This window comes from Mycobacterium sp. PO1 (assembly GCF_017312405.1).
GTDB lineage: Bacteria > Actinomycetota > Actinomycetes > Mycobacteriales > Mycobacteriaceae > Mycobacterium.
The window spans coordinates 19,575-39,663 of the sequence record NZ_BLTG01000054.1; the positions used below are offsets into that span (position 1 = coordinate 19,575).

Here is a 20,089-nt window from a genome sequence, read left to right on the forward strand (position 1 = left end):
AGCACGTGTCGGCACGGCGGCGCGCCGCCCAGCCGGCGGTCGCGGAGCTAGGCGACCGTGATGGCGTCGAGACGCTCTTTGATGAAGTCGGCCGACGTGACCGGCGGCAGGCCTGCGATGCGACCGATCGGCGGCTCCAACGGAGTGATCAGCGCATCGTGGTTGGCCTCGTAGAAGTAGATCAACGAAACCAGATCCTCCTCGGGGGCATCCGGTTGCGGCGGCAACACCCGATGCCGGCCTGACGGCCAGCGCCGCCCACTCCAGTACTCCAGCAGGTCACCGATGTTGACGGTCAACGCAGCCGGGTCGTAGGGCGCGTCCTGCCAGCCACCGGTGTCGGAATACACCTGGAGCCCGCCCGCGCCGGGTTCACGGTCGAGGATCGTCACCGTGCCGAAGTCGGTGTGCGGACCGATTCGGAACTGTCCCGGTTGCGGCTCCCCCACCACACTCACCGGCGGGTAGTGATTGATGTTCATCGTCCACGTCGGCATGCTCGCCAGGTCGCGGAACACGTTGCCCGGAAGCTGCAGCGCATGGCAGAACAGCGCCAGCAGGTCGTCGGACACCGCGCGCATCACCGCGGTGTACCTCGTCACCAGGGACTGCAGGCGCGGTACCTCGGCCGGCCACACGTTCGGCGCGAACCAGACCCGGTCGACGTCCACGTCGCCGGTCGCGGTTTCGGCGCCCAGACTGAAACTCTCCTTCAAATCCGGAGGTGTCTCGGTCCCCTCCGAGTAGGCGTTGGCCTCGGCGCCGGGCGCCAGCCAGCCGTGCCCGCCGACGCGCACCGCATACGCCGCCTTGACCTCCTCGGCGAGAGCGAAGAACTCCCGCGCGGCCTCTCGGACCCCGGAGGTCAGCGACGGGTCCACGCCGTGCCCGGTGACGAGGATGAAGCCCGCACGCTGCAGGCCGGCGTCGACGTCGGCGGCGACCGCGTCGGCACTGCTCCCGCCGCTACGCCAGCGGGAAAGGTCCACCGTGGCAATATCACTCACCGATATCCTCCGCCCACAGGTCCGGGTTTGCAGCGATGAACTCCCGCATCATGGTCGCGCAGCGCTCATCGTCGAGCACGGTCACCGCCACGCCGTGCTCGGCCAACCAGTCGTGGCCACCGGTGAATGTGCGGCTCTCACCGATGACCACCGCCCCGATGTTGAACTGGCGCACCAGCCCGCTGCAATACCAGCAGGGCGACAAGGTGGTCACCATGATGGTGGAGCGGTAGCCGCGCTGGCGACCCGCGTTGCGGAAAGCGTCGGTCTCGGCGTGCAGCGACGGGTCATCGAGCTGCACCCGCCGGTTGTGGCCGCTGCCCAGCAGCGTCCCGTCGACTGCGAACAGCGCGGCACCGATCGGGATGCCGCCCTCCGACAATCCTTTCCGGGCCTCCTCGACCGCGACGTCGAGCATCTGGGTGTGCGAGGTCATTCCGTCTGCACTGCCAGCTTTTTGCGACACAGCACAATGTAGCCCGCCGCAGCCAAGACGAAGCCGACGAAGAACGTGATGTCACCGAGTTGGGGCACGGCGGCCGCGATCACTCCGACGAGCTTCTCCTGATTGGCGAACAACGCGACGGAAGCCACCAACCCGAAGGCGAACGCGGCCAGGCCTCCCCAGTTGGTGTAGGACCGGTCATAGAGCAGGTGAGCGACCGGCTGGCCCCGTCGCAGGTACTGGTCGGCGAACACCACCCCGAGCCACGGTCCGACCCAGTACGCGATGATCAGCAGAAACGCCTCATAGCTGTGCGCGGCGTCGGGTAGCGCCCACCACGCCACCAGGAACCCCGCCACCCCGAAGAACACAGTCACCAGCGCGCGGGCTACATGCGCGGGCAGCCGGATGCCGATGGTCACGAACGCCATGGCCCCGGAGTACACGTTGATCGCGTTGGCCGCGATCGCGCCGACGGCGATCGCCAACAGCGTCGCCTTGGCCAACGGCGAGGCCAGCTCGGCGGTGAACGACCCGGTGGGGTCTGCCAGCGATGCCGCACCGGTGGTCACCGAGGCCGCGCCGACCACCTCCAGCACGACACACGCCGTGAACAGCCCTGCCGCGGCGAAGAACCCGGTGCGGCGCGGTGACACCGACGCCGGTAGGTAACGCGTGAAATCAGCGGCGTACGGCGTCCACCCCGCCGCATAGCCGAAGGAGGTGCCGACGGTGAGCAGGAAGCCGCCCAGCCCGCCCACTCCGTCGGCGGCGGGCGCAGCGTTGCCGAGGTCGGCATGCGCGAAGATGGCGACCGACGCTGCGAGGAAGATCACCGCCAGCACCGGGAACGAGAACCGCTCGAACGCCTGAACCAGGTTGTGCCCGAAGAACGCCAACACCGTCTGCGCAGCCACGATGATGACCAGTCCGACCAGCGGAGCGAAACCGAACAGCGTCGACAAAGCGAAAGCGCCGCTGACGCTGTTGGTGGCGAACCACCCGACCCCGGCGGTGATCGACATCAACACCGCGGGCACCGCGTTGCCTCTGAACCCGAAAGCCAAACGCGCCATGACCATCTGGGGCACCCCGTGCAGCGGCCCGCGGGCGGAGAGCAGGAAATGCGCGACGGCGCCCAGGCCGGTCCCGACCACGATGCCGGCGACCGCCTGCCAGAACGTCATACCGAAGGCCAGCACCGCCAGCATGCCGACGAAGATGGTCGCGAACTCCAGGTTCGGCGACGTCCACGTCCAGAACAACTGGCTCGGCCGGCCGTGCCGGTCCGCCTCGGCGATGTGTTCGTTGCCGCCTGGCTCCACCGCGACAACGCGGTCGCCGTAGGTACCTTCTGTCGTCGGCTCAGCCAAGCTCACCGGACAACGGTCAGTCCGAAACCGCCACCGCGCAAGTCGAGTCAACCTGTCGGAAACAATCGGGCAGCGGCCGCGCCCGACGGCCGGCCCTCAGTCGAAGGTGGGGGGCTCGGTGCGGGTGCGCTTGAGCTCCCAGAAGTGGGGGTAGGCGGCGAACGTGACCGACGCGTCCCACAGCTTGCCTGCCTCTTCGCCGCGCGGGATGCGCGAGAGGACAGGACCGAAGAACGCCACCCCGTTGACGTGGATCGTCGGGGTGCCCACGTCCTCCCCGACGGCATCCATGCCGGCGTGGTGGCTGTCGCGCAGGTCCTTGTCGTAGAACTCCGAGGTCGCCGCTTCAGCGAGCTCGGCGGGCAGGCCGACCTCGTCCAGCGACTCCTTGATGACCTGCTCGAAGTCCTTGTTGTCCTGATTGTGGATGCGGGTGCCCATGGCGGTGTACAGCGGTCCGAGCACGTCGGCCCCTTTGGCCTGCTCCGCGGCGATCGCGACGCGAACCGGGCCCCAGGCCTTCTTCATCATCTCCTGGTATTCCTCGGGCAGGTCGCGGCCTTCGTTGAGCACCGCCAGGCTCATGACGTGGAAGTTCACGTCGATGTCGCGAACCTTCTCCACCTCGAGGATCCACCGTGAGGTGATCCAGCACCAGGGGCACAGCGGGTCGAACCAGAAATCGGCGCGGGACTTGCCGGACGTCCCGGACATATCGGTCATTGCGGTCCTCTCGTCGGTGGTGACGCTTCAGAACAGACTTCCGTACGGCATAACCGAGGAGGGCCGTCCGCTCTTCCCGGGTTGAGGCTAGTGTTGACGGGCGTGGCCCTTCCCAATCTGACCCGCGACCAGGCAGCCGAGCGCGCCGCTCTCATCACCGTGGACAGCTACCGCATCTCCCTGGACCTGACCGACGGTGCCGGAAAGCCGGGCGAGAAGACCTTCCGCTCGACAACCACCGTGGAGTTCGAGGCGCTCGCCGGCGCCGACACCTACATCGACCTCGCCGCCGAGACCATCCACAGCGCGACGCTCAACGGCGCAGACATCGACGTCTCGGGTTATGACGAATCCACCGGCATCCCGCTGACCGGGCTGGCCGCCCACAACGTCCTGGTCGTCGACGCGGACTGCCGCTACTCGAACACCGGCGAAGGTCTGCACCGTTTCGTCGACCCGGTCGACGACGAGGTGTACCTCTACTCACAGTTCGAAACCGCCGACGCGAAGCGGATGTTCGCGTGCTTCGACCAGCCCGACCTCAAAGCGGCCTTCGATGTCACGGTCACCGCGCCGGCGCACTGGGAGGTGATCTCCAATGGCGCGACATTCGAGGTCGCCGACGACGGGGCGGCCAAGAAGCACACCTTCAAGGCCACTCCCCGCATGAGCACCTACCTGGTGGCGCTGATCGCCGGGCCCTACGCCCGCTGGGACGACGTGTACTCCGATGACCACAGCGACATCCCGCTGGGGCTCTTCTGCCGCAAGTCGTTGGCCGGCTACATGGATGCCGAGCGGCTCTTCACCGAGACCAAGCAGGGCTTCGGCTTCTACCACGCCAACTTCGGCACGCCCTATGCGTTCGGCAAGTACGACCAGCTGTTCGTGCCCGAGTTCAACGCCGGCGCGATGGAGAATGCCGGCGCCGTGACGTTCCTGGAGGACTACGTCTTCCGCTCGAAGGTGACCCGCGCATCCTATGAGCGGCGCGCCGAGACGGTGCTGCACGAGATGGCGCACATGTGGTTCGGCGACCTGGTCACGATGGCGTGGTGGGACGATCTGTGGCTCAACGAGTCTTTCGCGACCTTCGCCTCGGTGCTGTGCCAGGCCGAGGCCACCGAATACACCCAGGCGTGGACGACGTTCGCCAACGTCGAGAAGTCGTGGGCATACCGCCAGGACCAGCTGCCCTCGACGCACCCCGTCGCGGCGGACATCCCCGACCTGCACGCCGTCGAGGTCAACTTCGACGGCATCACCTACGCCAAGGGCGCCAGCGTGCTCAAACAGCTGGTGGCCTACGTCGGCCTGGAGGCATTCCTGGCCGGATTGCGCGACTACTTCCGCGACCACGCGTTCGGCAACGCCACCTTCGGTGATCTGTTGGGGGCGTTGGAGAAGTCGTCGGGGCGCGACCTGTCGGGGTGGGGCCGACAGTGGCTCAAGACCACCGGATTGAACACCATCCGACCGGATTTCGACGTCGACGGCGACGGCAACTTCACCCGCTTCACGGTTGCTCAGGGCGGCGCCAAGCCGGGCGCCGGGGAGACCCGGGTGCACCGGCTGGCCGTCGGCATCTACGACGAGGACGCGTCGGGCAAGTTGGTCCGGGTGCATCGCGAGGAGCTCGACGTCGACGGACCGTCCACCGATGTGCCTGCCCTCCAGGGCATTTCGCGGGGCAAGATGATCCTGGTCAACGATGACGACCTGACGTATTGCTCGCTGCGCCTGGACCCGGAGTCGATGCAGACGGTGCTGACGCGCATCGCCGACATCGCCGAGCCGCTGCCGCGCACACTGGCGTGGTCGGCCGCCTGGGAGATGACGCGCGACGCCGAGCTGCGCGCCCGTGATTTCGTCACGCTGGTGATGAGCGGGCTGCACGCCGAGTCCGAAGTCGGTGTCGCGCAACGACTCATTCTGCAGGCGCAGACGGCGCTGGGCTCCTACGCCGACCCCGGCTGGGCGGCCGAGAACGGCTGGCCCGCGTTCGGTGACGCGCTGCTGGATCTGGCCCGCGAGTCGGCGCCGGGCTCAGACCATCAGCTGGCTTTCGTCAATGCGCTGTGCACCTCGGTGCTCTCACCGAACCACGTGGCGGTGCTGGCGACGCTGCTGGACAACGAGCCCGCCGCGGTCAACCTTGCCGGCTTGGTCATCGACACCGACCTGCGCTGGCGCATCGTGACCGCGCTGGCCCGCGCCGGGGAGATCGACGCCGACGGCAGCGAGACCCCGATGATCGACGCCGAGGCCGAGACCGACCGCACCGCTGCGGGCCGCCGGCATGCGGCGGCGGCGTCGGCGGCGCGGCCGCAGGAAGCGGTCAAGCAAGCGGCGTGGGAGCAGGTGGTCGAGGACGACACGCTGGCCAACATCACCGCGCGCGCGATCATCGGCGGACTCGTGCAGCCTGGCCAGGCCGACCTGCTCGCTCCGTTCCGGGACCGGTATTTCGGCACGATCTCCAGCGTGTGGGAGCGACGCTCCAGCGAGGTCGCCCAGACCGTGGTGGTCGGGCTCTACCCGTCGTGGGACATCAGCCAGGAGGCGTTGGACGCCGCCGATGCGTTCCTCTCCGATCCCGAGGTGCCGCCGGCGCTGCGCCGGCTGGTCCTGGAAGGCCGGGCCGGCGTCGAGCGCTCCCTGCGGGCCCGCGGGTTCGACGTCACATAGGCACCGCGAGCGACCGCAAGGCACCGCGAGGAAGGCACCGCGAGCGCCCGCGTCTGCCCGGCGACACGCCGGGCGCGGCGGTGCGTCAACGCGCTCTCGGCAGTGACGACTGCGCTTATGCTCCCGCCATGCCGGCCAACAACACCCGCCGGGCGCGAGCCGCACGACGGCGCAAGCGCCGGGTGGCCGCCGTCGTCAACGACCTCACCGACGACCAGTGGGCCGCCATCAAGGCCGCCTGGAACGGCTGCGCGTACTGCGGCAAGGCCGGCTCAGCCCTGCAGCGCGACTGCGTGATGGCGATTTCGCGCGGCGGGCGCTACACCGTCGACAACGTCGTCCCCGCCTGCGCGGCCTGCAACGCCAGCAAGTGCAACGACGAGGTGACCGGCTGGCTACGCCGCAAGCGCCTCGACGAGCGGCTGTTCCTGGAGCGCTACGTCCGGATCAGGGCGGAACTGGTGGCCCGGGTGTCTGTGGAGTAGCGCTGCGCGCCGGAGCGGGGTCGTGTGCAGAACGACTTGCCGACAGTCCGTGCCGCGCACAGGTCGTGAGGCGCCTTTACCCTGGCCGCCGAACGCGCGGACACCCGTGAGAGGTTCTCACCGTTGGACCGAGGGCATGTTCGGACAGAGCTCACCCAGGGCGCCGGCGGCGTCGTTGATGTGCGTGAACACCTCGAGCATCTCGTCCGGCATTCCCGGAGACTCGCCCGCCGCGTTTTGTTGAGTAATCGCGAGCCGATCCGCCGCGGTGGCCCACTCGCTCAGATGCTGCTTGATTTCGGGTGTCTTCACAGAGTCGGCCGCGGCCTGCATCATCGCGGCCATCTTTAGGTACTGCTGGTCGACGAACTCGTCAGTCGGCCCGATAGCCCCTTGCGCCGGAGTCAAGCTTGCTACTGTCGCCTGCCACTGACGGGTTGTCTCCGCGACGACCACGCAGTCTGGCGTTCTGTCAGGTGAGGCCGGTTCGGCGATCAACCACACCGCCGCCACCACGACCGGCACGATGGCGGCGGCCGCAATCACAAACCATTTCCAGCGACTGCGTGTGCGCCCCTGCGGATCAACCGGATTCATCGCGAACCGAGGTACGACGGGCGGGCCGAGCTCGAAGAAGCTGCCCGACGGGTCCTGGCTGGAGAGGGCGATGCGTGGTGGCACGCGCGCGGAGAGGTCATCCGGACGCACTCGGCCATGCATTGGGGCAGGTGCTGCGGAGCTGATCGGCAGTGCCATAGATGGCCTCGCCCGCCTCCATCAGCTGGGCCCGCTCGTCGGCGACCGGCGACGAAGAGTGGGTGCGCTGGATCTGAGAAAGTGTGCTGAATCCTTCTGCCCACGTGGTCAACTCGTCTCGAACCTGCGCTCCGGACACGCTGTGGGCGGCCGCCCGAACCTTCTCCGCAAACCGTGCGTTGATGTCACCGCCGGTCTGATCACGTCCGTCCATGGCGCGGAACTCTTCGCTGAGTTCTGCAACGATCTCGCAGTCCGTGGCGGTCGCAGATCCCGGTTCGCCACCGCATGAACTGATGATCATCGCGGCAACACCGCATCCTGCGCCCAATCGCAGAAGGCGGATCAAAGTCCAGCCACTCGGCACGCCTCAACCTCGCGTGTTCGTGGGCTTGTCGGCGGATGACGACGGGATCTGGGGCTGCCCCACGCCGTCACCGGTTCCGAGTTTCACGTCGCCGCCCAGGGCTTGGTACTGCGCACCGATCCCACCGATCCGGGTGGAGATCGAGCGCATGTCGGCGGCAGATCGCTCGAGAATCTCCACGATCTCTGCGAAGCCTCGGCTCACCACCGGATAGAGCATCCGCTCACCCTCGGCTGTCTGCGGGACCTCGGACGCCGCGTCGAGCACCCACTGCCGCACGCCGTCCAACTCACGCCGGCCGGCGGCCACGACCTCGGCGGACTTGTCGACCTCGGCGCGCAACCGCCGGTCCAGCCGGGCCGCTTCGCCCAACACCCCGGCCTGCTTGTCGTTGGCGTGCCCGTAGGCATCCGAACCGGGGCCGCGCCAGTGCTGACCCGGCCCGGCCCCCGCGACCTCGTCCCGCAGCTCGAGCAGCGCCGGGCTCTGGTCGTAGGCAGATCCGTCCTGTGGGGCGCCGTCGCCGAAGGCGGCCCGGGCCCTGGACCACGTCGCCAAGAAAGCGTCCAGCACCCCCACCGTCACGCTCCCTCCCCTCGACAAACGAGTCTAGGGCCGCCGAGAGGAGGGGTGAGGCGCCACTTCGCGCAGCGAGGTGAGATGCCCGACAGTTCAGCGTGGCGAGACGCCCGCCGACAGCACCCGGATACCGCTGATCAACCCGTCGATGAGGTTGCCTTCCTGGAACGACGCTGCGGCCGCCGACACTCCCAGCGGTGCGGACTCCTCGATGCCGCGACCTTTGACCTCCGCGCCGTAGACCACCTCGATGGCCTTCTGGTTCGGCGAGACGGCCAACAACACCGCGTTGTCGGGGGTGGGCACCCGGGCCAGCAGCTCTCGCGCGGTCGCGGCGGTGTCCTCGCCCAGGTCACCGATGTAGACGGCGAAACGGGCCTTGGCGTTGCGCGACCCGAACTTCAGCGCGTTGTCCAGGATCACCAGGTCCTTGGTCGGGAACGGGTAATGGACGGACAGCTCACCGGGCTCGGTGACCCCGGAGATCCGGCCGCTGGACGTGATCGCCGAGCCGTAGGGCAGCTCCGCGAGCTCCGTGGACGTCACCCGGGAAACCTCACCACTTGCCACTTGCGCCACCTCCCACCGTCAGATGCGAACCGTGGCCGCCGTGTCCGTGGTCGGCCGGCTCGTCGGCCGCCCACAGGATCGGATCGTGCGTCCACTGTTCGGACATGTCGTACGTCGCGGGGTGCGGCCCTTTTTTGGTGAAGATGAACAGGGACAACACCGCCGCGAGCGCCAACGGAATCAGCACGAAGCTCGCGTGCAACATCGCAGTAGTGCTCACGCGGAAACGTTAACCCACCGGCCGGTCAGGCCGCGCCCTCACCCAGGTATCTCACCCAGGCCGGGTCGAGTTCCTTGATGCTCGACAGCAGCCGCCAGTGCTGCCCCTTGGGCGGCAACGGGGTGACGTGCAGCGTCCAGCCCAGTTCGGTCAACAGCTTGTCGGCCTTGCGGTGGTTGCACCCCGAACAGGCGGCCACGCAGTTCTCCCAGGAATGTGCGCCACCGCGGCTGCGCGGGACGACGTGGTCGACGGTGTCGGCCTTGCCTCCGCAGTAGGCACACCGGAACCGGTCGCGGTGCATCAGCGCGGCCCGGGTCATCGGGATGCGGGCACGGTAAGGCACCCGCACGAAGGTCCGCAGGCGGATCACCGAGGGCACCACGATGGTGCGTGTCGCCGAGTGGATCACCGGGCCGAGGGGGTCGTCGTGCACCACGTCGGCCTTGCCGCACATCACCATGATGATCGCGCGGCGCATCGGCAGCGCCGTCAGCGGTTCGTAGGTCGAGTTGAGCAACAGGACCCGTCGGCGGCCCCAGATCGAGGGCTCCGGGCTGGCGCTGACAGTGACCTCGACGCTGTGCAGCGCGCGCGGAGCGGTACCGGTTGTCGGCCCTGGAGAGCCCGTCGCGGCCCGGTGGTGCCGGTGGCCGCGACCGTTCTTGCGCTGCGCCATACGTCCTCCGACCGACAGTCCACCACGATTCCCCCCTCAGCGCACGGCAATTCCGCCTGTGTTCGCTGGTCAGTCGAATGAACATCTCGTGACCGGACGCGCTGGACAGGGCTGAGGCGGCGATGGCCCACAATGGAGGGGATGAGTGCGCAGACACCTCCCGCCGGGCAGCAGCAGTCGTTCTACGAAGCGGTCGGCGGGCACGAGACGTTCCGCACGATCGTGAGGCGGTTCTACGAGCAGGTGCGCGAGGACGAAATCCTGCGCCCGCTCTACCCCGAGGACGACCTGGACGGCGCGGAGGAACGGCTGCGGATGTTCCTCGAGCAGTACTGGGGCGGTCCCCGTACCTATTCCGACCAGCGCGGCCACCCACGGCTGCGGATGCGCCACGCACCCTTTCGGATCGGCTTCCTGGAGCGCGACGCCTGGCTGCGATGCATGCACACCGCGGTCGCCGAGATCGACGCGCAGACCCTCGATGAGGAGCACCGACGGGAGCTGATCGCCTACCTGGAGATGGCGGCGCAGTCCATGGTGAACTCGCCGTTCTGAGAAGCGCCGGTCATCTCAGCACCACCGCCGGATCCCCGCGCCGGCGGTAGATGGTGCCGAACCGCGCGTCGACCCGCAGCCAGGCCGGAGTGGCCCGCACCCGGACCACCTCATCGGCGGCGACGGATTCGGGCGCGAACTCCGGCCCTCCGCCGGTCTGGGGCAGGAACCCCATCGACGTCAGCGCGAAGACACACCGCATCGGGATCCCGACGCTGTCCTCCCCCGCCGACACGCCGACGACTTCCTGATCGAGCAACGATGCCGGCGGGCCGTGTGCGCTCGAGTGCTCTTTGACCAGCTCGGAGCCGCGGTGGGCGAGGTCCAGCACCGCTCGGGCGGGCACGTCGTCGAGGTGGACGAACCCGGAGTCGGGCGGCAGCGCACCGCGCCACGCCGAATCCATCGGGAAGCCGGGGTCGACGTAGCCGTCGCTCCCGACGGCGCCGAGCCCGCTCTGGAGCTGGTCGGCGCCGGCGCACAGGTCGGCGGGCCGGATCCGGCCGTCGACCACCCGGCTGGCCAGGACGTCGAAACCGGTGGCGAACCACGCGACCACCCCGCCGGCGGGACGCGCGCGCAGCCTCACCACCGCGGCGTCGTCGAGCCGCTGCGCGCGGTCGGCGAACGTCGACAGATCTTCGCGGTCGGCGGGGTCGTCGAGCCAGATACCCCGCTCGGCCCCGGTCACCGCATCCACTGCTGCAGGTACTCCCGCTGGGTGTCCGACAACCGTTGCAGCCGCTGCTCCTGAATGTGCACCGCCGCCAGTTGCGTCGCGGCGATCACCGCGGGCCGGGAGTCCGGCGCCGCACCGACCGAGCGGACCTCGTAGCCGACGGTGAAGTCGACGGCCCGCACCCGCTTCGACCACATCGTGACCTGCAGCGGCGAATCCATCAGGCGAAGCTGGCCCTTGTAGACGATGTTCACCTCGGCGATCAGCAACCCGATCGTGGTGATCTGCTCGCCGAACGGTTCCCGCAGGAACGGGATCCGGGCCTCCTCGAGGATGGTCACCATCGTCGCGTGGTTGATGTGCTGGTACATGTCGATGTCCGACCACCGCACATGCACCGGTGCGACGAAGCCGACGGGCGCCGTCACGCGGTCGACCCCGCTCCGCTGGTGCGGGTCATGCTGCGGATCTGCCGCGCCGCCACCGACAGCGTGGCCAGGTCGTGCTCACCGCTGTCGTAGAGCTCCGACAGCGTGCGGGTGGCGCGGCTGATGCGCGAGCTGTTGCTCATCTCCCATTCGGCGATCTTCTCCTCGCCGGTCTCGTCGGGCTCACCGACGGCCAGCACGTCGAAGCACAGGGCGCGCAACGAGCCGTAGATGTCGTCGCGGATCGCCAGCCGCGCCAGGGAATGCCAGCGGTCCTCACGGGACAGCCGTGACACCGCGGTGAGCAGGCTGTCGGTGTTGAGATGGTCCATCAGCGCGAAGTACGTGTCGGCGACCTCGGCAGGGTCGCGGTCGACGATGTCGGCGATGTCGATGACGTCGAGCAGGCTGAACTGGTACAGCGCCGTGGCGACGGTATAGGCCAGCTCCTGCGGTGCGCCGTCAGCGGCGAACTCGCCCGATTCCCGCTCGACGATCGCCTTGTCGTCGCCGCGCAACCATTCCGGCATCCTCGGGGTCAGCGCGGCGACCTTGTCGGCGAACCGGTTGATCTCCGCGCCCACGGCCAACGGCTGGGGGCGGTAGTTCAGCAGCCAGCGGGCCGACCGGTCGATGAGCCGGCGCAGATCCAGCGTCATCCGGTCGGTCACCGCCACTGACGCCCCCGCGGTCCCGGCGGCCATGATCTCCCGCCACACCCGGTTCAGGCCGAAGATCGCGTCGGCGGCCGCGAAGCTGCGGACGGCGTCGACCGGGGCCACCCCGACATCCTCGGAGACCCGGTAGGCGAACGAGATGCCCGACGTGTCGACCACGTCGTTGACGAGCATGGTGGCGACGATCTCGCGCCGCAGCTGATGGGAGCGGATGTCCGAGGCGAACCGGTCGCGCAGTGTCGTCGGGAAGTAGGACGGCAGCCGCGCGGCGAAGACCTCCTGGTCAGGCAGGTCGCCGGCGAGCAGGTCGTCTTTGAGGGCGAGCTTCACGTGCGCCATCAGCGTGGACAGCTCGGGAGAGGTGAGCCCGATGCCGGCCTCGGCGCGGCGGGTGATCTCCTTGTCCGACGGCAGGGCCTCGAGCTCGCGGTTGAGACCGCGCTCGGCCACCAGCTGGCGGATCATCCGGGCGTGCACCGACAGCAGGCTGGCGGCGTTGGCGCGGCTGGTGCCCATCAGGTCGTTCTGGTCCTCGTTGTCCAGCAGCACCAGGCGACCGACCTCGTCGGTCATCGACAACAGCAGCTCGGTGCGGTCCTCGGGGGCGACCTTGCCCGCGGTGACCAGCGAATCGATCAGGATCTTGATGTTGACCTCGTGGTCGGAGCAGTCCACTCCCGCGGAGTTGTCCAGGGCGTCGGTGTTGATCCGGCCGCCGATCAGGTCGAACTCGACCCGGCCCAGCGACGTGACCCCGAGGTTGCCGCCCTCGCCGATCACCTTCGCCCGCACCTGGTTGGCATTGACCCGGACCGCGTCGTTGGCGCGGTCGCCGACGTCGGAGTCGGCCTCGGATTCGGCCTTGATGTAGGTGCCGATGCCGCCGTTGAACAACAGGTCGGCGGGGGCCTTGAGGATGGCTTTGATCAGTGCGGGCGGCGTCAGCTCCGAGACGCTGTCGTCGATGCCCAGCGCGGCGCGCGCTTCGGCGCTGACGGTGATGGACTTCTGCTGGCGGGTGTAGACCCCGCCGCCTTCGCTGATCAGCGACGTGTCGTAGTCCTCCCAGCTGGAGCGGGGCAGGTCGAAGAGACGCTTGCGTTCCCGCCAGGACGAGGCCGCGTCGGGGTTCGGGTCGATGAAGATGTGGCGGTGGTCGAAGGCGGCCAGCAGCCTGATGTGCTCGGAGAGCAGCATGCCGTTGCCGAACACGTCACCGCTCATGTCACCGATGCCGACCACGGTGAAGTCCTCGGACTGGGTGTCGATGCCCATCTCGCGGAAGTGCCGTTTGACCGACTCCCAGGCGCCCTTGGCGGTGATGCCCATGGCCTTGTGGTCGTAGCCCACCGAACCACCGGAGGCGAATGCGTCACCCAGCCAGAAGCCGTAGGAGATCGCGACCTCGTTGGCGATGTCGGAGAACGTCGCGGTGCCCTTGTCCGCGGCGACCACCAGATAGGCGTCGTCGCCGTCGCGACGCACCACGTCCGGGGGCGTGATGATCGCGCCGGTGGCTTTGTCGACGTTGTCGGTCACGTCGAGCAGCCCGGCGATGAACAGCCGGTAGCAGGCCACTCCCTCGTCCCGGGTCGCCTCGCGGTCGACGGCGGGGTCGCCGGTGCGCACCGGCGGCCGCTTGACGACGAACCCGCCCTTGGCGCCGACGGGGACGATGACGGCGTTCTTGACGGCCTGGGCCTTGACCAGGCCCAGGATCTCGGTCCGGAAGTCCTCCCGGCGGTCCGACCACCGCAGGCCGCCGCGGGCGACGTAGCCGAACCGCAGATGCACACCTTCCACCCGCGGCGAGTAGACGAAGATCTCGAACTTCGGCCGCGGGAGCGGTAGTTCGTCGATGACCTCCGGACTGAGCTTGAACGACAGGACGTTGCTCCCGCGCGCGGAGTCTGCGCGCTCGACGAAGTAGTTGGTGCGCAACGTGGCCTGGATCATCGACGCGAAGGCGCGCAGCACCCGGTCGGTGTCGAGGCTGACCAGCGCGTCGATGTCGGCCGACACCGCGGCCACGGCGGCCTGCGCGTCGCGCCGGTGACCGCCGTCCTCGGCGTGCTCGGTCGGGCAGAACAGCGCTTCGAACAACACCATCAGGGACCGCGCGGTGGCGGCGTTGTCGTTGAGCACCTCGGCGATACGCGTCTGGCTGTACGGGAAGCCGGCCTGCTTGAGGTACTTGGCGTAGGCCCGCAACACGGCCACCTGCTGCCAGTTCAGTTCGGCGCGCAACACCAACTCGTTGAAGCGGTCGATCTCGGCGTTGCCGTGCCAGATCGCGGTGACCGCGTCGGCGAAGCGCTCGGCGGTTGCCTCCCGCTCGGGGCCGGGCGGGGCCTGCGGGATGTCGGGGTGCGGCGAGACCTTGAACTGGTAGATCCACACCTGCATGCCGTCGGGCCGGGTCACGGTGAAGGGGCGCTCCTCGAGCACCACGACCCCCATGGACTGCAGCATGGGCAGCAGCTGGCTCAGTGAGGCCGACTGCCCGGCCAGGTACCACATCAGGTGCGAGACGCCGCTCTCGTCGCTGTCGGAGAGCACCAGCTTGACCGCGTCGTCCTCGAGTTCCTCGATGATCGCGATATCCGACAGTGCGCTCAGCGGGGAGATGGCCTGCTTGTACACCTCGGAGAACGCACCGGCGTAGTGCTCGGCGGTGACCTGGTCGATCGAGCCGGCTTTGACCGCACCCAGCAACCGGTCTCCCCAGGTGCGCGCGGCCTCGGTCAGCAGGTCCTGGATGCGGTTCTGCGCGGTCTCGGACACGTCGATGTCCTGCAGCCGCGAACCTTCGGGCAGGCGGACGGTGAAATGCACCACCGCCCAAGGCGATTCGCTGACCCGCGCGGCGTAGTCGATGCTGACGCCGCCGAGCTCGCGGACCAGGATGTCCTGCATCTCCAGTCGCACCACGGTGGTGTAACGGTCACGCGGCAGATACACCAGGCAGGACACGAAGTGCGCGAGCGGGTCGGCCCGCATGAACAGCAGGGTGCGGCGGCGCGAGCCGAGGTCGACCACCGCCATGGCCATGTCGAGCAGACCGCGGGCGTCGAGCGCGAACAGCTCGGCGCGCGGAATCGTCTGGATGATGTCGAGCAGCAGCTGGCCGGGGTGGCTCGGGTCGCGGTGCGCCAGCGCCAACGCGTCGTTCACCCGGCGCGACACCAGCGGGATGTCGAGCACGTTGGCGTTCATCGCCGCGACGGTGAACAGTCCGACGAACCGGTGCTCGACCGCTTCGGCACCGTCCTCACCGGCCGGCCAGGGCTGTTCCCGGACGACGACGATCTGCGGATAGGCCCCGTAGCGCAGGAAGCTGGGGATGGTGGCCTGCGCCAACGCCAGGATCTCCCCGCCGGCGGTCAGCTGCGGCAGCACATCGTCGCGCAGCCGCAGCACGCCCAGGCGGCTTCCCGCGTCGATCGTCGCCTCGCCGCCGCGCACGGTGCAGCGCTGATAGCCGAGAAGCACGAAGTGCCCGTCGGCCAGCCACCGCAGCAGTGCGGCGACGTCCTTGCGGTCCGCGCTCGGGAACCGTCGCCCGGTGTCGCTGTCGAGTTCGGCGGCCAGGCCACGCAGTGTCGCGGCCATGTCCGCGGAGTCGACGGCGATCTGGCGCGCGTCGGCGAGCGCGCCCGGCAGCAGCCGCTCGGCCTCCTCGATGGCGCGCCGGTCGGCCGACGCGGACAGCTCGACGTGCACCCAGGTCTCGTCGATGCCGTCGCTGAACTCGGCCTTGGACGCGGGGGCGATGTCGAGCAGTTCACCGTCCGACCCGCGACGTACCCGGAACAGCGGATTCATGATCGCGCTGTAGGCCACGCCGAGGCGGTGCAGCAGCACCGTCACCGAATCCATCAGCAGCGTGGCGTTGTCGGTGACGATCTGCAGCGCCGGGCCGAAGCCGCCGGGATCGTCGGGCCCGTACACCGCGACCCGGGTGGTGCCGGCCGGCCTTTGCCGGCCGAGCCGGTACTGGGCTTCGACCAAGGCCGGGTCGGGCACCGCCCCGGCCGCCGGCCGACTCATCGGGCCGGTGACCGCGGCCTCGGACCCCGGTGCGCCGCCATGCGGCCCCCGGTAGGTCTCGAGGTACGCGGGCGCCAGCCGTTCGACGACCTGTGAGGTCGCGTCGTCATCAACCTGGCCGCCGATCGCGCCTGGATTCAACGACATTCGCCGCTCCTGACTCGCACGTGCGCACCGGCCCCCGTTGGCTGTAACCGGCCGTCGCCGAGGATGACGGTTACGTGGTGCGCTCCGACGAGACTAGTCCCGTGTGAGCTTGCGGTGGGTCACCCGGTGCGGACGAGCCGCGTCAGCGCCGAGCCGTTCGATCTTGTTCTCCTCGTATCCACCGAAGTTGCCCTCGAACCAGAACCACTTCGCCTCGTTGTCGGCGTCACCCTCCCACGCCAGAATGTGGGTGCAGGTGCGGTCCAGGAACCACCGGTCGTGGCTGATCACCACCGCGCAGCCGGGAAAGTTCGTCAGCGCGTTCTCCAGCGAGCTCAGGGTTTCGACGTCGAGGTCGTTGGTCGGCTCGTCGAGCAGGATCAGGTTGCCGCCCTCCTTGAGGGTCAGCGCGAGATTGAGCCGGTTGCGCTCACCACCGGAGAGCACACCGGCAGGCTTCTGCTGGTCGGGGCCTTTGAACCCGAACGCCGACACGTAGGCCCGCGAGGGGACCTCGTTCTGACCGACCTCGATGTAGTCCAGCCCGTCGGAGACCACTTCCCACACGGTCTTGTTCGGGTCGATTCCGCCGCGGGTCTGGTCGACGTAGCTCAGTTTGACGGTTTCGCCGACTTTGACCGTGCCGCTGTCGGGCTGTTCGAGACCGACGATCGTCTTGAACAGCGTGGTCTTGCCGACGCCGTTGGGCCCGATGACGCCGACGATGCCGTTGCGCGGCAGCGTGAAGGACAGGTCCTTGATGAGCTGTCGACCCTCGAAGCCCTTGTCGAGGTGTTCGACCTCGACCACGACGTTGCCCAGCCGCGGGCCGGTCGGGATCTGGATCTCCTCGAAGTCGAGCTTGCGGGTCTTCTCCGCCTCGGCTGCCATCTCCTCGTAGCGCTGCAGGCGGGCCTTGTTCTTGGCCTGACGCGCTTTGGCGCCGGACCGGACCCATTCCAGCTCGTCTTTGAGCCGCTTCTGCAGCTTGGCGTCCTTGCGCCCCGCCACGGCGATGCGCTCGGCCTTCTTCTCCAGGTAGGTGGAGTAGTTGCCCTCGTAGGGGTAGGCCCGGCCACGGTCCAGCTCGAGGATCCATTCGGCCACGTTGTCCAGGAAGTAGCGGTCGTGGGTGACGGCCAGGATCGCACCCTTGTAGTCGGCCAGGTGCTGTTCGAGCCAGAGCACGCTCTCGGCGTCGAGGTGGTTGGTCGGCTCGTCGAGCAGCAACAGATCCGGTTTGGACAGCAACAGCTTGCACAGCGCCACGCGGCGCTTCTCGCCGCCGGACAGGTGGGTCACCGGCTCGTCGGGCGGCGGGCAGCGCAACGCGTCCATCGCCTGTTCGAGCTGGGAGTCGATGTCCCACGCATCGGCGGCGTCGAGCTCCTCCTGAAGCTTGCCCATTTCTTCCATGAGCTCGTCGGAGTAGTCGGTCGCCATCAGTTCGGCGACCTCGTTGTACCGGTTGAGCTTGCCTTTGATGGCTACGCCGTCCTCGACGTTCTCGCGCACCGTCTTGGTCTCGTCGAGCTGGGGCTCCTGCTGCAGGATGCCGACACTCGCGCCGGGCTGCAGGAACGCGTCGCCGTTGTTGGGCTGGTCGAGTCCGGCCATGATCCGCAAGACGCTCGACTTACCGGCCCCGTTGGGACCGACGACGCCGATCTTCGCGCCCGGAAGGAAGTTCAGCGTGACGTCGTCAAGGATGACCTTGTCGCCGTGCGCCTTGCGGACCTTCCGCATCGTGTAGATGAATTCGGCCATATGCCTGTGATGTCGCCTTTCTCGATCCCGCGGTCGTGCTGCGGGATCATCTTGGACCTCCGCGGTAGTCGGGCCCCATCCTAGGCGTGACCGTCGGCGCCGTTACCGGCGCTACGCGGTCAGCAGCGACTCGTCGTCGTCGGTGCCGTCCGCAGCCATGGCGTCGACCTCATCGGGGTCGACGCCATCGGTCACGGCCGCAGCGGTGAGCTGCGAGGTGGTGTCCGACGGCACCGCCTGCTCGCCCGACTCGGCGGAGGATTCGGGATGGCGGCGCTTGTCGATTCGCACGATGCAGCGCGCCACGTCCGGCCCCACCGAGGTGGCCCGTATCTCCAGCGAGGACCGCCGGTTGCCGTCGCGGTCCTCGTACTCGCTGGTGTAGACGTGTCCAACAACGATGACCGCGTCTCCCTTCCCGAGCGCGGCCCCGACGCCGGTCACCAGTCGGCCCCAGCAGTTCACGGTCGCATACAGCGAGTTGCCCGGTTCCCAGGCGCCGTCGGCGGTGCGCCGGCGCGAGTTGCTGGCCACCCGGAACTTGATGAGTTCCTGGTCACCCACCCAGCGGCGGTCCGGCCTGGTGACGATGGTGCCCACGACGGTGATCGGTGTCTCGAACATGGCGGTCCCTCTTTCATTTCTCTGGCATCGGGTCGGGCACGGCGCCCGGCCCGTCGGTCACACCGCCATTGACGTCCCGACCTCCGACACCGCGCACCGCGGCAACCCGCTCAGCAGCGTGTCCTGTGGATCAATCGGGCATTGGGGACAACCGCCGAATAGGTTGAGCCGATGACTTCGGCTTCGGGCCATGAGCGGCCGGTCCTGCGCGTGTCGGTGGCGAGCCGGGTCAGCGCAGAAACACTTCGCGCGCTACGCAACGACCAGGATCTCCATCTCGTCGGCGCAACCCCGCCCGCCGATGTGGTGGTGGCACCGGCGGCCGAGGGTGACCTCTCGCGGCTCGCCACGATCGTGCCGACACCCGCAGCACTGGGCGAAGCGCTGGCGGTCGGCGCCGACACCCTCGGCCTGGCCAACCGGGTGCTGACGACGCTGGCCCGCGCGGCCGGCGGTGCGTCGTGGCCGGCTGACGTGCGGTTGGCCGCTCCCCCGGTTCCGCGGCTCGGGACCGCCCCGACAGTGACCCAGGCGGTCGTCGCGGCGCTGGGCTCGCCGGGTGCGCGGTGGGTGGCGGTCGACGCCGGGTCCGAGGCGATCCAAGATCACCCAGGCGGGGTGGACGCGATGGTTGCGGCCTTCACGACGCCGGTGTCAGGAGGATGCGCGGTGTCGCTCGCGGCCGCCGCCGGCAGACCCGCGCTGACCGTGGCGGCTCGCGCGTTCGAGGACGCCATCGCCTGCGACATCGCCGCTGCGCTCGCGTCACAGCCGGCGATCGAGGCGGTATGGCCGCTGGCCGGCGCCGGCGTGGTGGAGCTGGTGGTGTTCGGCGCGCATCTGCGCGGCGGGGCGCTGAGTCACCAGCTGACCGATCTCGGCGCCCGGTGGGCCGGCGAGCTGACGACCGCACCGCGCTACCGCATGACGGTGTTGCCGACCGTTCCGGCGAAGCCGGCCGTGGTCCGCGTCGCCGAGGGCGAGTCGGGGGCGGCGTTGCACGGCCAGCGCTGGCTGATGTCGGCAGCCGCACTGGGACGGTTCCTCGCGGCGCTGCCACCGCCCATGCAGTTGGGCAAGGTGGAGTTCGACGACGGCAGCTGGCGCACCGCGTTCGGATGTGACGGCGCTGCCGCCACCGGCCGCGACATCAGTGCGCACGGGAGTTGGCCGGCCGCGGTGGCGGCGGGTGCGGTGTCGGAAAACGGGTCGGCCGTGGCGTCAACTACCACCCCGCGGTCGGGACGATAAACGATCTGCTGCATCGGCG

19 protein-coding genes are annotated in these 20,089 nt (G+C 68.7%); 4 read left to right on the forward strand and 15 right to left on the reverse strand.

The window, feature by feature from the left end; genetic code table 11:
- Positions 1-47: 47 nt before the first annotated feature.
- The 4 genes from J3476_RS18640 to J3476_RS18655 form a co-directional block, all read right to left on the reverse strand.
- Entirely contained in the window at positions 48-1,007 is a 960-nt protein-coding gene (locus J3476_RS18640; RefSeq protein WP_207067880.1) for an isopenicillin N synthase family oxygenase, read from the reverse strand.
- Positions 1,000-1,443: a nucleoside deaminase gene (locus tag J3476_RS18645; protein WP_207067881.1), complete on the reverse strand. Its 444-nt coding sequence runs from the start codon at positions 1,441-1,443 to the stop codon at positions 1,000-1,002. Before J3476_RS18645 ends, J3476_RS18640 begins: the two co-directional genes overlap by 8 nt.
- Positions 1,440-2,831, reverse strand: coding sequence for a cytosine permease (locus J3476_RS18650; protein ID WP_207067882.1), 1,392 nt, complete (start codon positions 2,829-2,831; stop codon positions 1,440-1,442). Before J3476_RS18650 ends, J3476_RS18645 begins: the two co-directional genes overlap by 4 nt.
- Positions 2,832-2,921: 90 nt before the next feature.
- Positions 2,922-3,539 (reverse strand): DsbA family protein, encoded by a 618-nt coding sequence (locus J3476_RS18655; protein ID WP_207067899.1) that lies wholly within the window; start codon positions 3,537-3,539, stop codon positions 2,922-2,924.
- A gap of 111 nt (positions 3,540-3,650) precedes the next feature.
- On the opposite strand from J3476_RS18655, the gene pepN reads away from it, so the two are divergent.
- Both pepN and J3476_RS18665 read left to right on the forward strand, forming a co-directional pair.
- Positions 3,651-6,236: an aminopeptidase N gene (gene pepN / locus J3476_RS18660; RefSeq protein WP_207067883.1), complete on the forward strand. Its 2,586-nt coding sequence runs from the start codon at positions 3,651-3,653 to the stop codon at positions 6,234-6,236.
- 128 nt (positions 6,237-6,364) lie between these two features.
- Positions 6,365-6,721, forward strand: coding sequence for an HNH endonuclease (locus tag J3476_RS18665; protein WP_207067884.1), 357 nt, complete (start codon positions 6,365-6,367; stop codon positions 6,719-6,721).
- Between the two features lie 117 nt (positions 6,722-6,838).
- On the opposite strand, the gene J3476_RS18670 is transcribed toward J3476_RS18665, so the two are convergent.
- The 6 genes from J3476_RS18670 to J3476_RS18695 all read right to left on the reverse strand — a co-directional run bounded on the left by J3476_RS18670 (position 6,839) and on the right by J3476_RS18695 (position 9,892).
- Complete coding sequence (locus J3476_RS18670) at positions 6,839-7,429, reverse strand: hypothetical protein (protein WP_207067885.1); 591 nt, start codon at positions 7,427-7,429, stop codon at positions 6,839-6,841.
- Positions 7,416-7,781: a hypothetical protein gene (locus tag J3476_RS18675; protein WP_207067886.1), complete on the reverse strand. Its 366-nt coding sequence runs from the start codon at positions 7,779-7,781 to the stop codon at positions 7,416-7,418. Before J3476_RS18675 ends, J3476_RS18670 begins: the two co-directional genes overlap by 14 nt.
- Positions 7,782-7,847: 66 nt before the next feature.
- Positions 7,848-8,429: an EspA/EspE family type VII secretion system effector gene (locus J3476_RS18680; RefSeq protein WP_207067887.1), complete on the reverse strand. Its 582-nt coding sequence runs from the start codon at positions 8,427-8,429 to the stop codon at positions 7,848-7,850.
- 87 nt (positions 8,430-8,516) lie between these two features.
- The gene (locus J3476_RS18685; RefSeq protein WP_207067888.1) at positions 8,517-8,993 is read right to left on the reverse strand and encodes a DUF5130 domain-containing protein; all 477 of its coding nucleotides are present in this window, start codon (positions 8,991-8,993) and stop codon (positions 8,517-8,519) included.
- Positions 8,980-9,198 carry a hypothetical protein gene (locus tag J3476_RS18690; RefSeq protein WP_152519799.1) on the reverse strand — a complete coding sequence of 73 codons (219 nt, stop codon included), beginning with the start codon at positions 9,196-9,198 and terminating at the stop codon, positions 8,980-8,982. The genes J3476_RS18685 and J3476_RS18690 overlap by 14 nt, the downstream gene beginning before the upstream one ends.
- Before the next feature lie 40 nt (positions 9,199-9,238).
- Positions 9,239-9,892 (reverse strand): HNH endonuclease, encoded by a 654-nt coding sequence (locus J3476_RS18695; protein ID WP_207067889.1) that lies wholly within the window; start codon positions 9,890-9,892, stop codon positions 9,239-9,241.
- A gap of 132 nt (positions 9,893-10,024) precedes the next feature.
- Between J3476_RS18695 and J3476_RS18700 the strand changes: the two genes are divergently transcribed.
- Positions 10,025-10,447 carry a globin gene (locus tag J3476_RS18700; protein WP_221360138.1) on the forward strand — a complete coding sequence of 141 codons (423 nt, stop codon included), beginning with the start codon at positions 10,025-10,027 and terminating at the stop codon, positions 10,445-10,447.
- A 10-nt stretch (positions 10,448-10,457) separates the two neighbouring features.
- Here the strand turns inward: J3476_RS18700 and J3476_RS18705 are convergent, their stop codons facing one another.
- The 5 genes from J3476_RS18705 to J3476_RS18725 form a co-directional block, all read right to left on the reverse strand.
- On the reverse strand, positions 10,458-11,138 hold the full coding sequence (locus J3476_RS18705) for a hypothetical protein (RefSeq protein ID WP_207067900.1): 681 nt from the start codon (positions 11,136-11,138) through the stop codon (positions 10,458-10,460).
- A complete protein-coding gene (locus tag J3476_RS18710; protein ID WP_207067891.1) occupies positions 11,135-11,554 on the reverse strand; it encodes a thioesterase family protein in 420 nt (139 codons plus the stop codon). The genes J3476_RS18705 and J3476_RS18710 overlap by 4 nt, the downstream gene beginning before the upstream one ends.
- Positions 11,551-16,428 carry an NAD-glutamate dehydrogenase gene (locus tag J3476_RS18715; RefSeq protein ID WP_207067892.1) on the reverse strand — a complete coding sequence of 1,626 codons (4,878 nt, stop codon included), beginning with the start codon at positions 16,426-16,428 and terminating at the stop codon, positions 11,551-11,553. Before J3476_RS18715 ends, J3476_RS18710 begins: the two co-directional genes overlap by 4 nt.
- Positions 16,429-16,521: 93 nt before the next feature.
- Positions 16,522-18,195, reverse strand: coding sequence for an energy-dependent translational throttle protein EttA (gene ettA / locus J3476_RS18720; protein WP_152517886.1), 1,674 nt, complete (start codon positions 18,193-18,195; stop codon positions 16,522-16,524).
- A gap of 111 nt (positions 18,196-18,306) precedes the next feature.
- On the reverse strand, positions 18,307-18,819 hold the full coding sequence (locus tag J3476_RS18725; protein ID WP_207067893.1) for a single-stranded DNA-binding protein: 513 nt from the start codon (positions 18,817-18,819) through the stop codon (positions 18,307-18,309).
- Between the two features lie 171 nt (positions 18,820-18,990).
- Here J3476_RS18725 and J3476_RS28200 point away from each other — a divergent pair, with 171 nt between their 5' ends.
- Positions 18,991-20,070, forward strand: a complete 1,080-nt coding sequence (locus J3476_RS28200) for a hypothetical protein (RefSeq protein WP_207067894.1) — start codon at positions 18,991-18,993, stop codon at positions 20,068-20,070.
- Positions 20,071-20,089 lie beyond the last annotated feature (19 nt).

What these genes read in the sequence shown, in the direction of transcription:
- J3476_RS18645 (WP_207067881.1), bottom strand. Translation starts at nt 1,443, where the DNA reads ATGACCTCGCACACCCAGATGCTCGACGTCGCGGTCGAGGAGGCCCGG.
- J3476_RS18655 (WP_207067899.1), bottom strand. Translation starts at nt 3,539, where the DNA reads ATGTCCGGGACGTCCGGCAAGTCCCGCGCCGATTTCTGGTTCGACCCG.
- J3476_RS18665 (WP_207067884.1), top strand. Translation starts at nt 6,365, where the DNA reads ATGCCGGCCAACAACACCCGCCGGGCGCGAGCCGCACGACGGCGCAAG.
- J3476_RS18675 (WP_207067886.1), bottom strand. Translation starts at nt 7,781, where the DNA reads ATGATCATCAGTTCATGCGGTGGCGAACCGGGATCTGCGACCGCCACG.
- J3476_RS18690 (WP_152519799.1), bottom strand. Translation starts at nt 9,198, where the DNA reads ATGTTGCACGCGAGCTTCGTGCTGATTCCGTTGGCGCTCGCGGCGGTG.
- J3476_RS18695 (WP_207067889.1), bottom strand. Translation starts at nt 9,892, where the DNA reads ATGGCGCAGCGCAAGAACGGTCGCGGCCACCGGCACCACCGGGCCGCG.
- J3476_RS18700 (WP_221360138.1), top strand. Translation starts at nt 10,025, where the DNA reads ATGGAGGGGATGAGTGCGCAGACACCTCCCGCCGGGCAGCAGCAGTCG.
- J3476_RS18715 (WP_207067892.1), bottom strand. Translation starts at nt 16,428, where the DNA reads ATGTCGTTGAATCCAGGCGCGATCGGCGGCCAGGTTGATGACGACGCG.
- ettA (WP_152517886.1), bottom strand. Translation starts at nt 18,195, where the DNA reads ATGGCCGAATTCATCTACACGATGCGGAAGGTCCGCAAGGCGCACGGC.
- J3476_RS18725 (WP_207067893.1), bottom strand. Translation starts at nt 18,819, where the DNA reads ATGTTCGAGACACCGATCACCGTCGTGGGCACCATCGTCACCAGGCCG.
- J3476_RS28200 (WP_207067894.1), top strand. Translation starts at nt 18,991, where the DNA reads ATGACTTCGGCTTCGGGCCATGAGCGGCCGGTCCTGCGCGTGTCGGTG.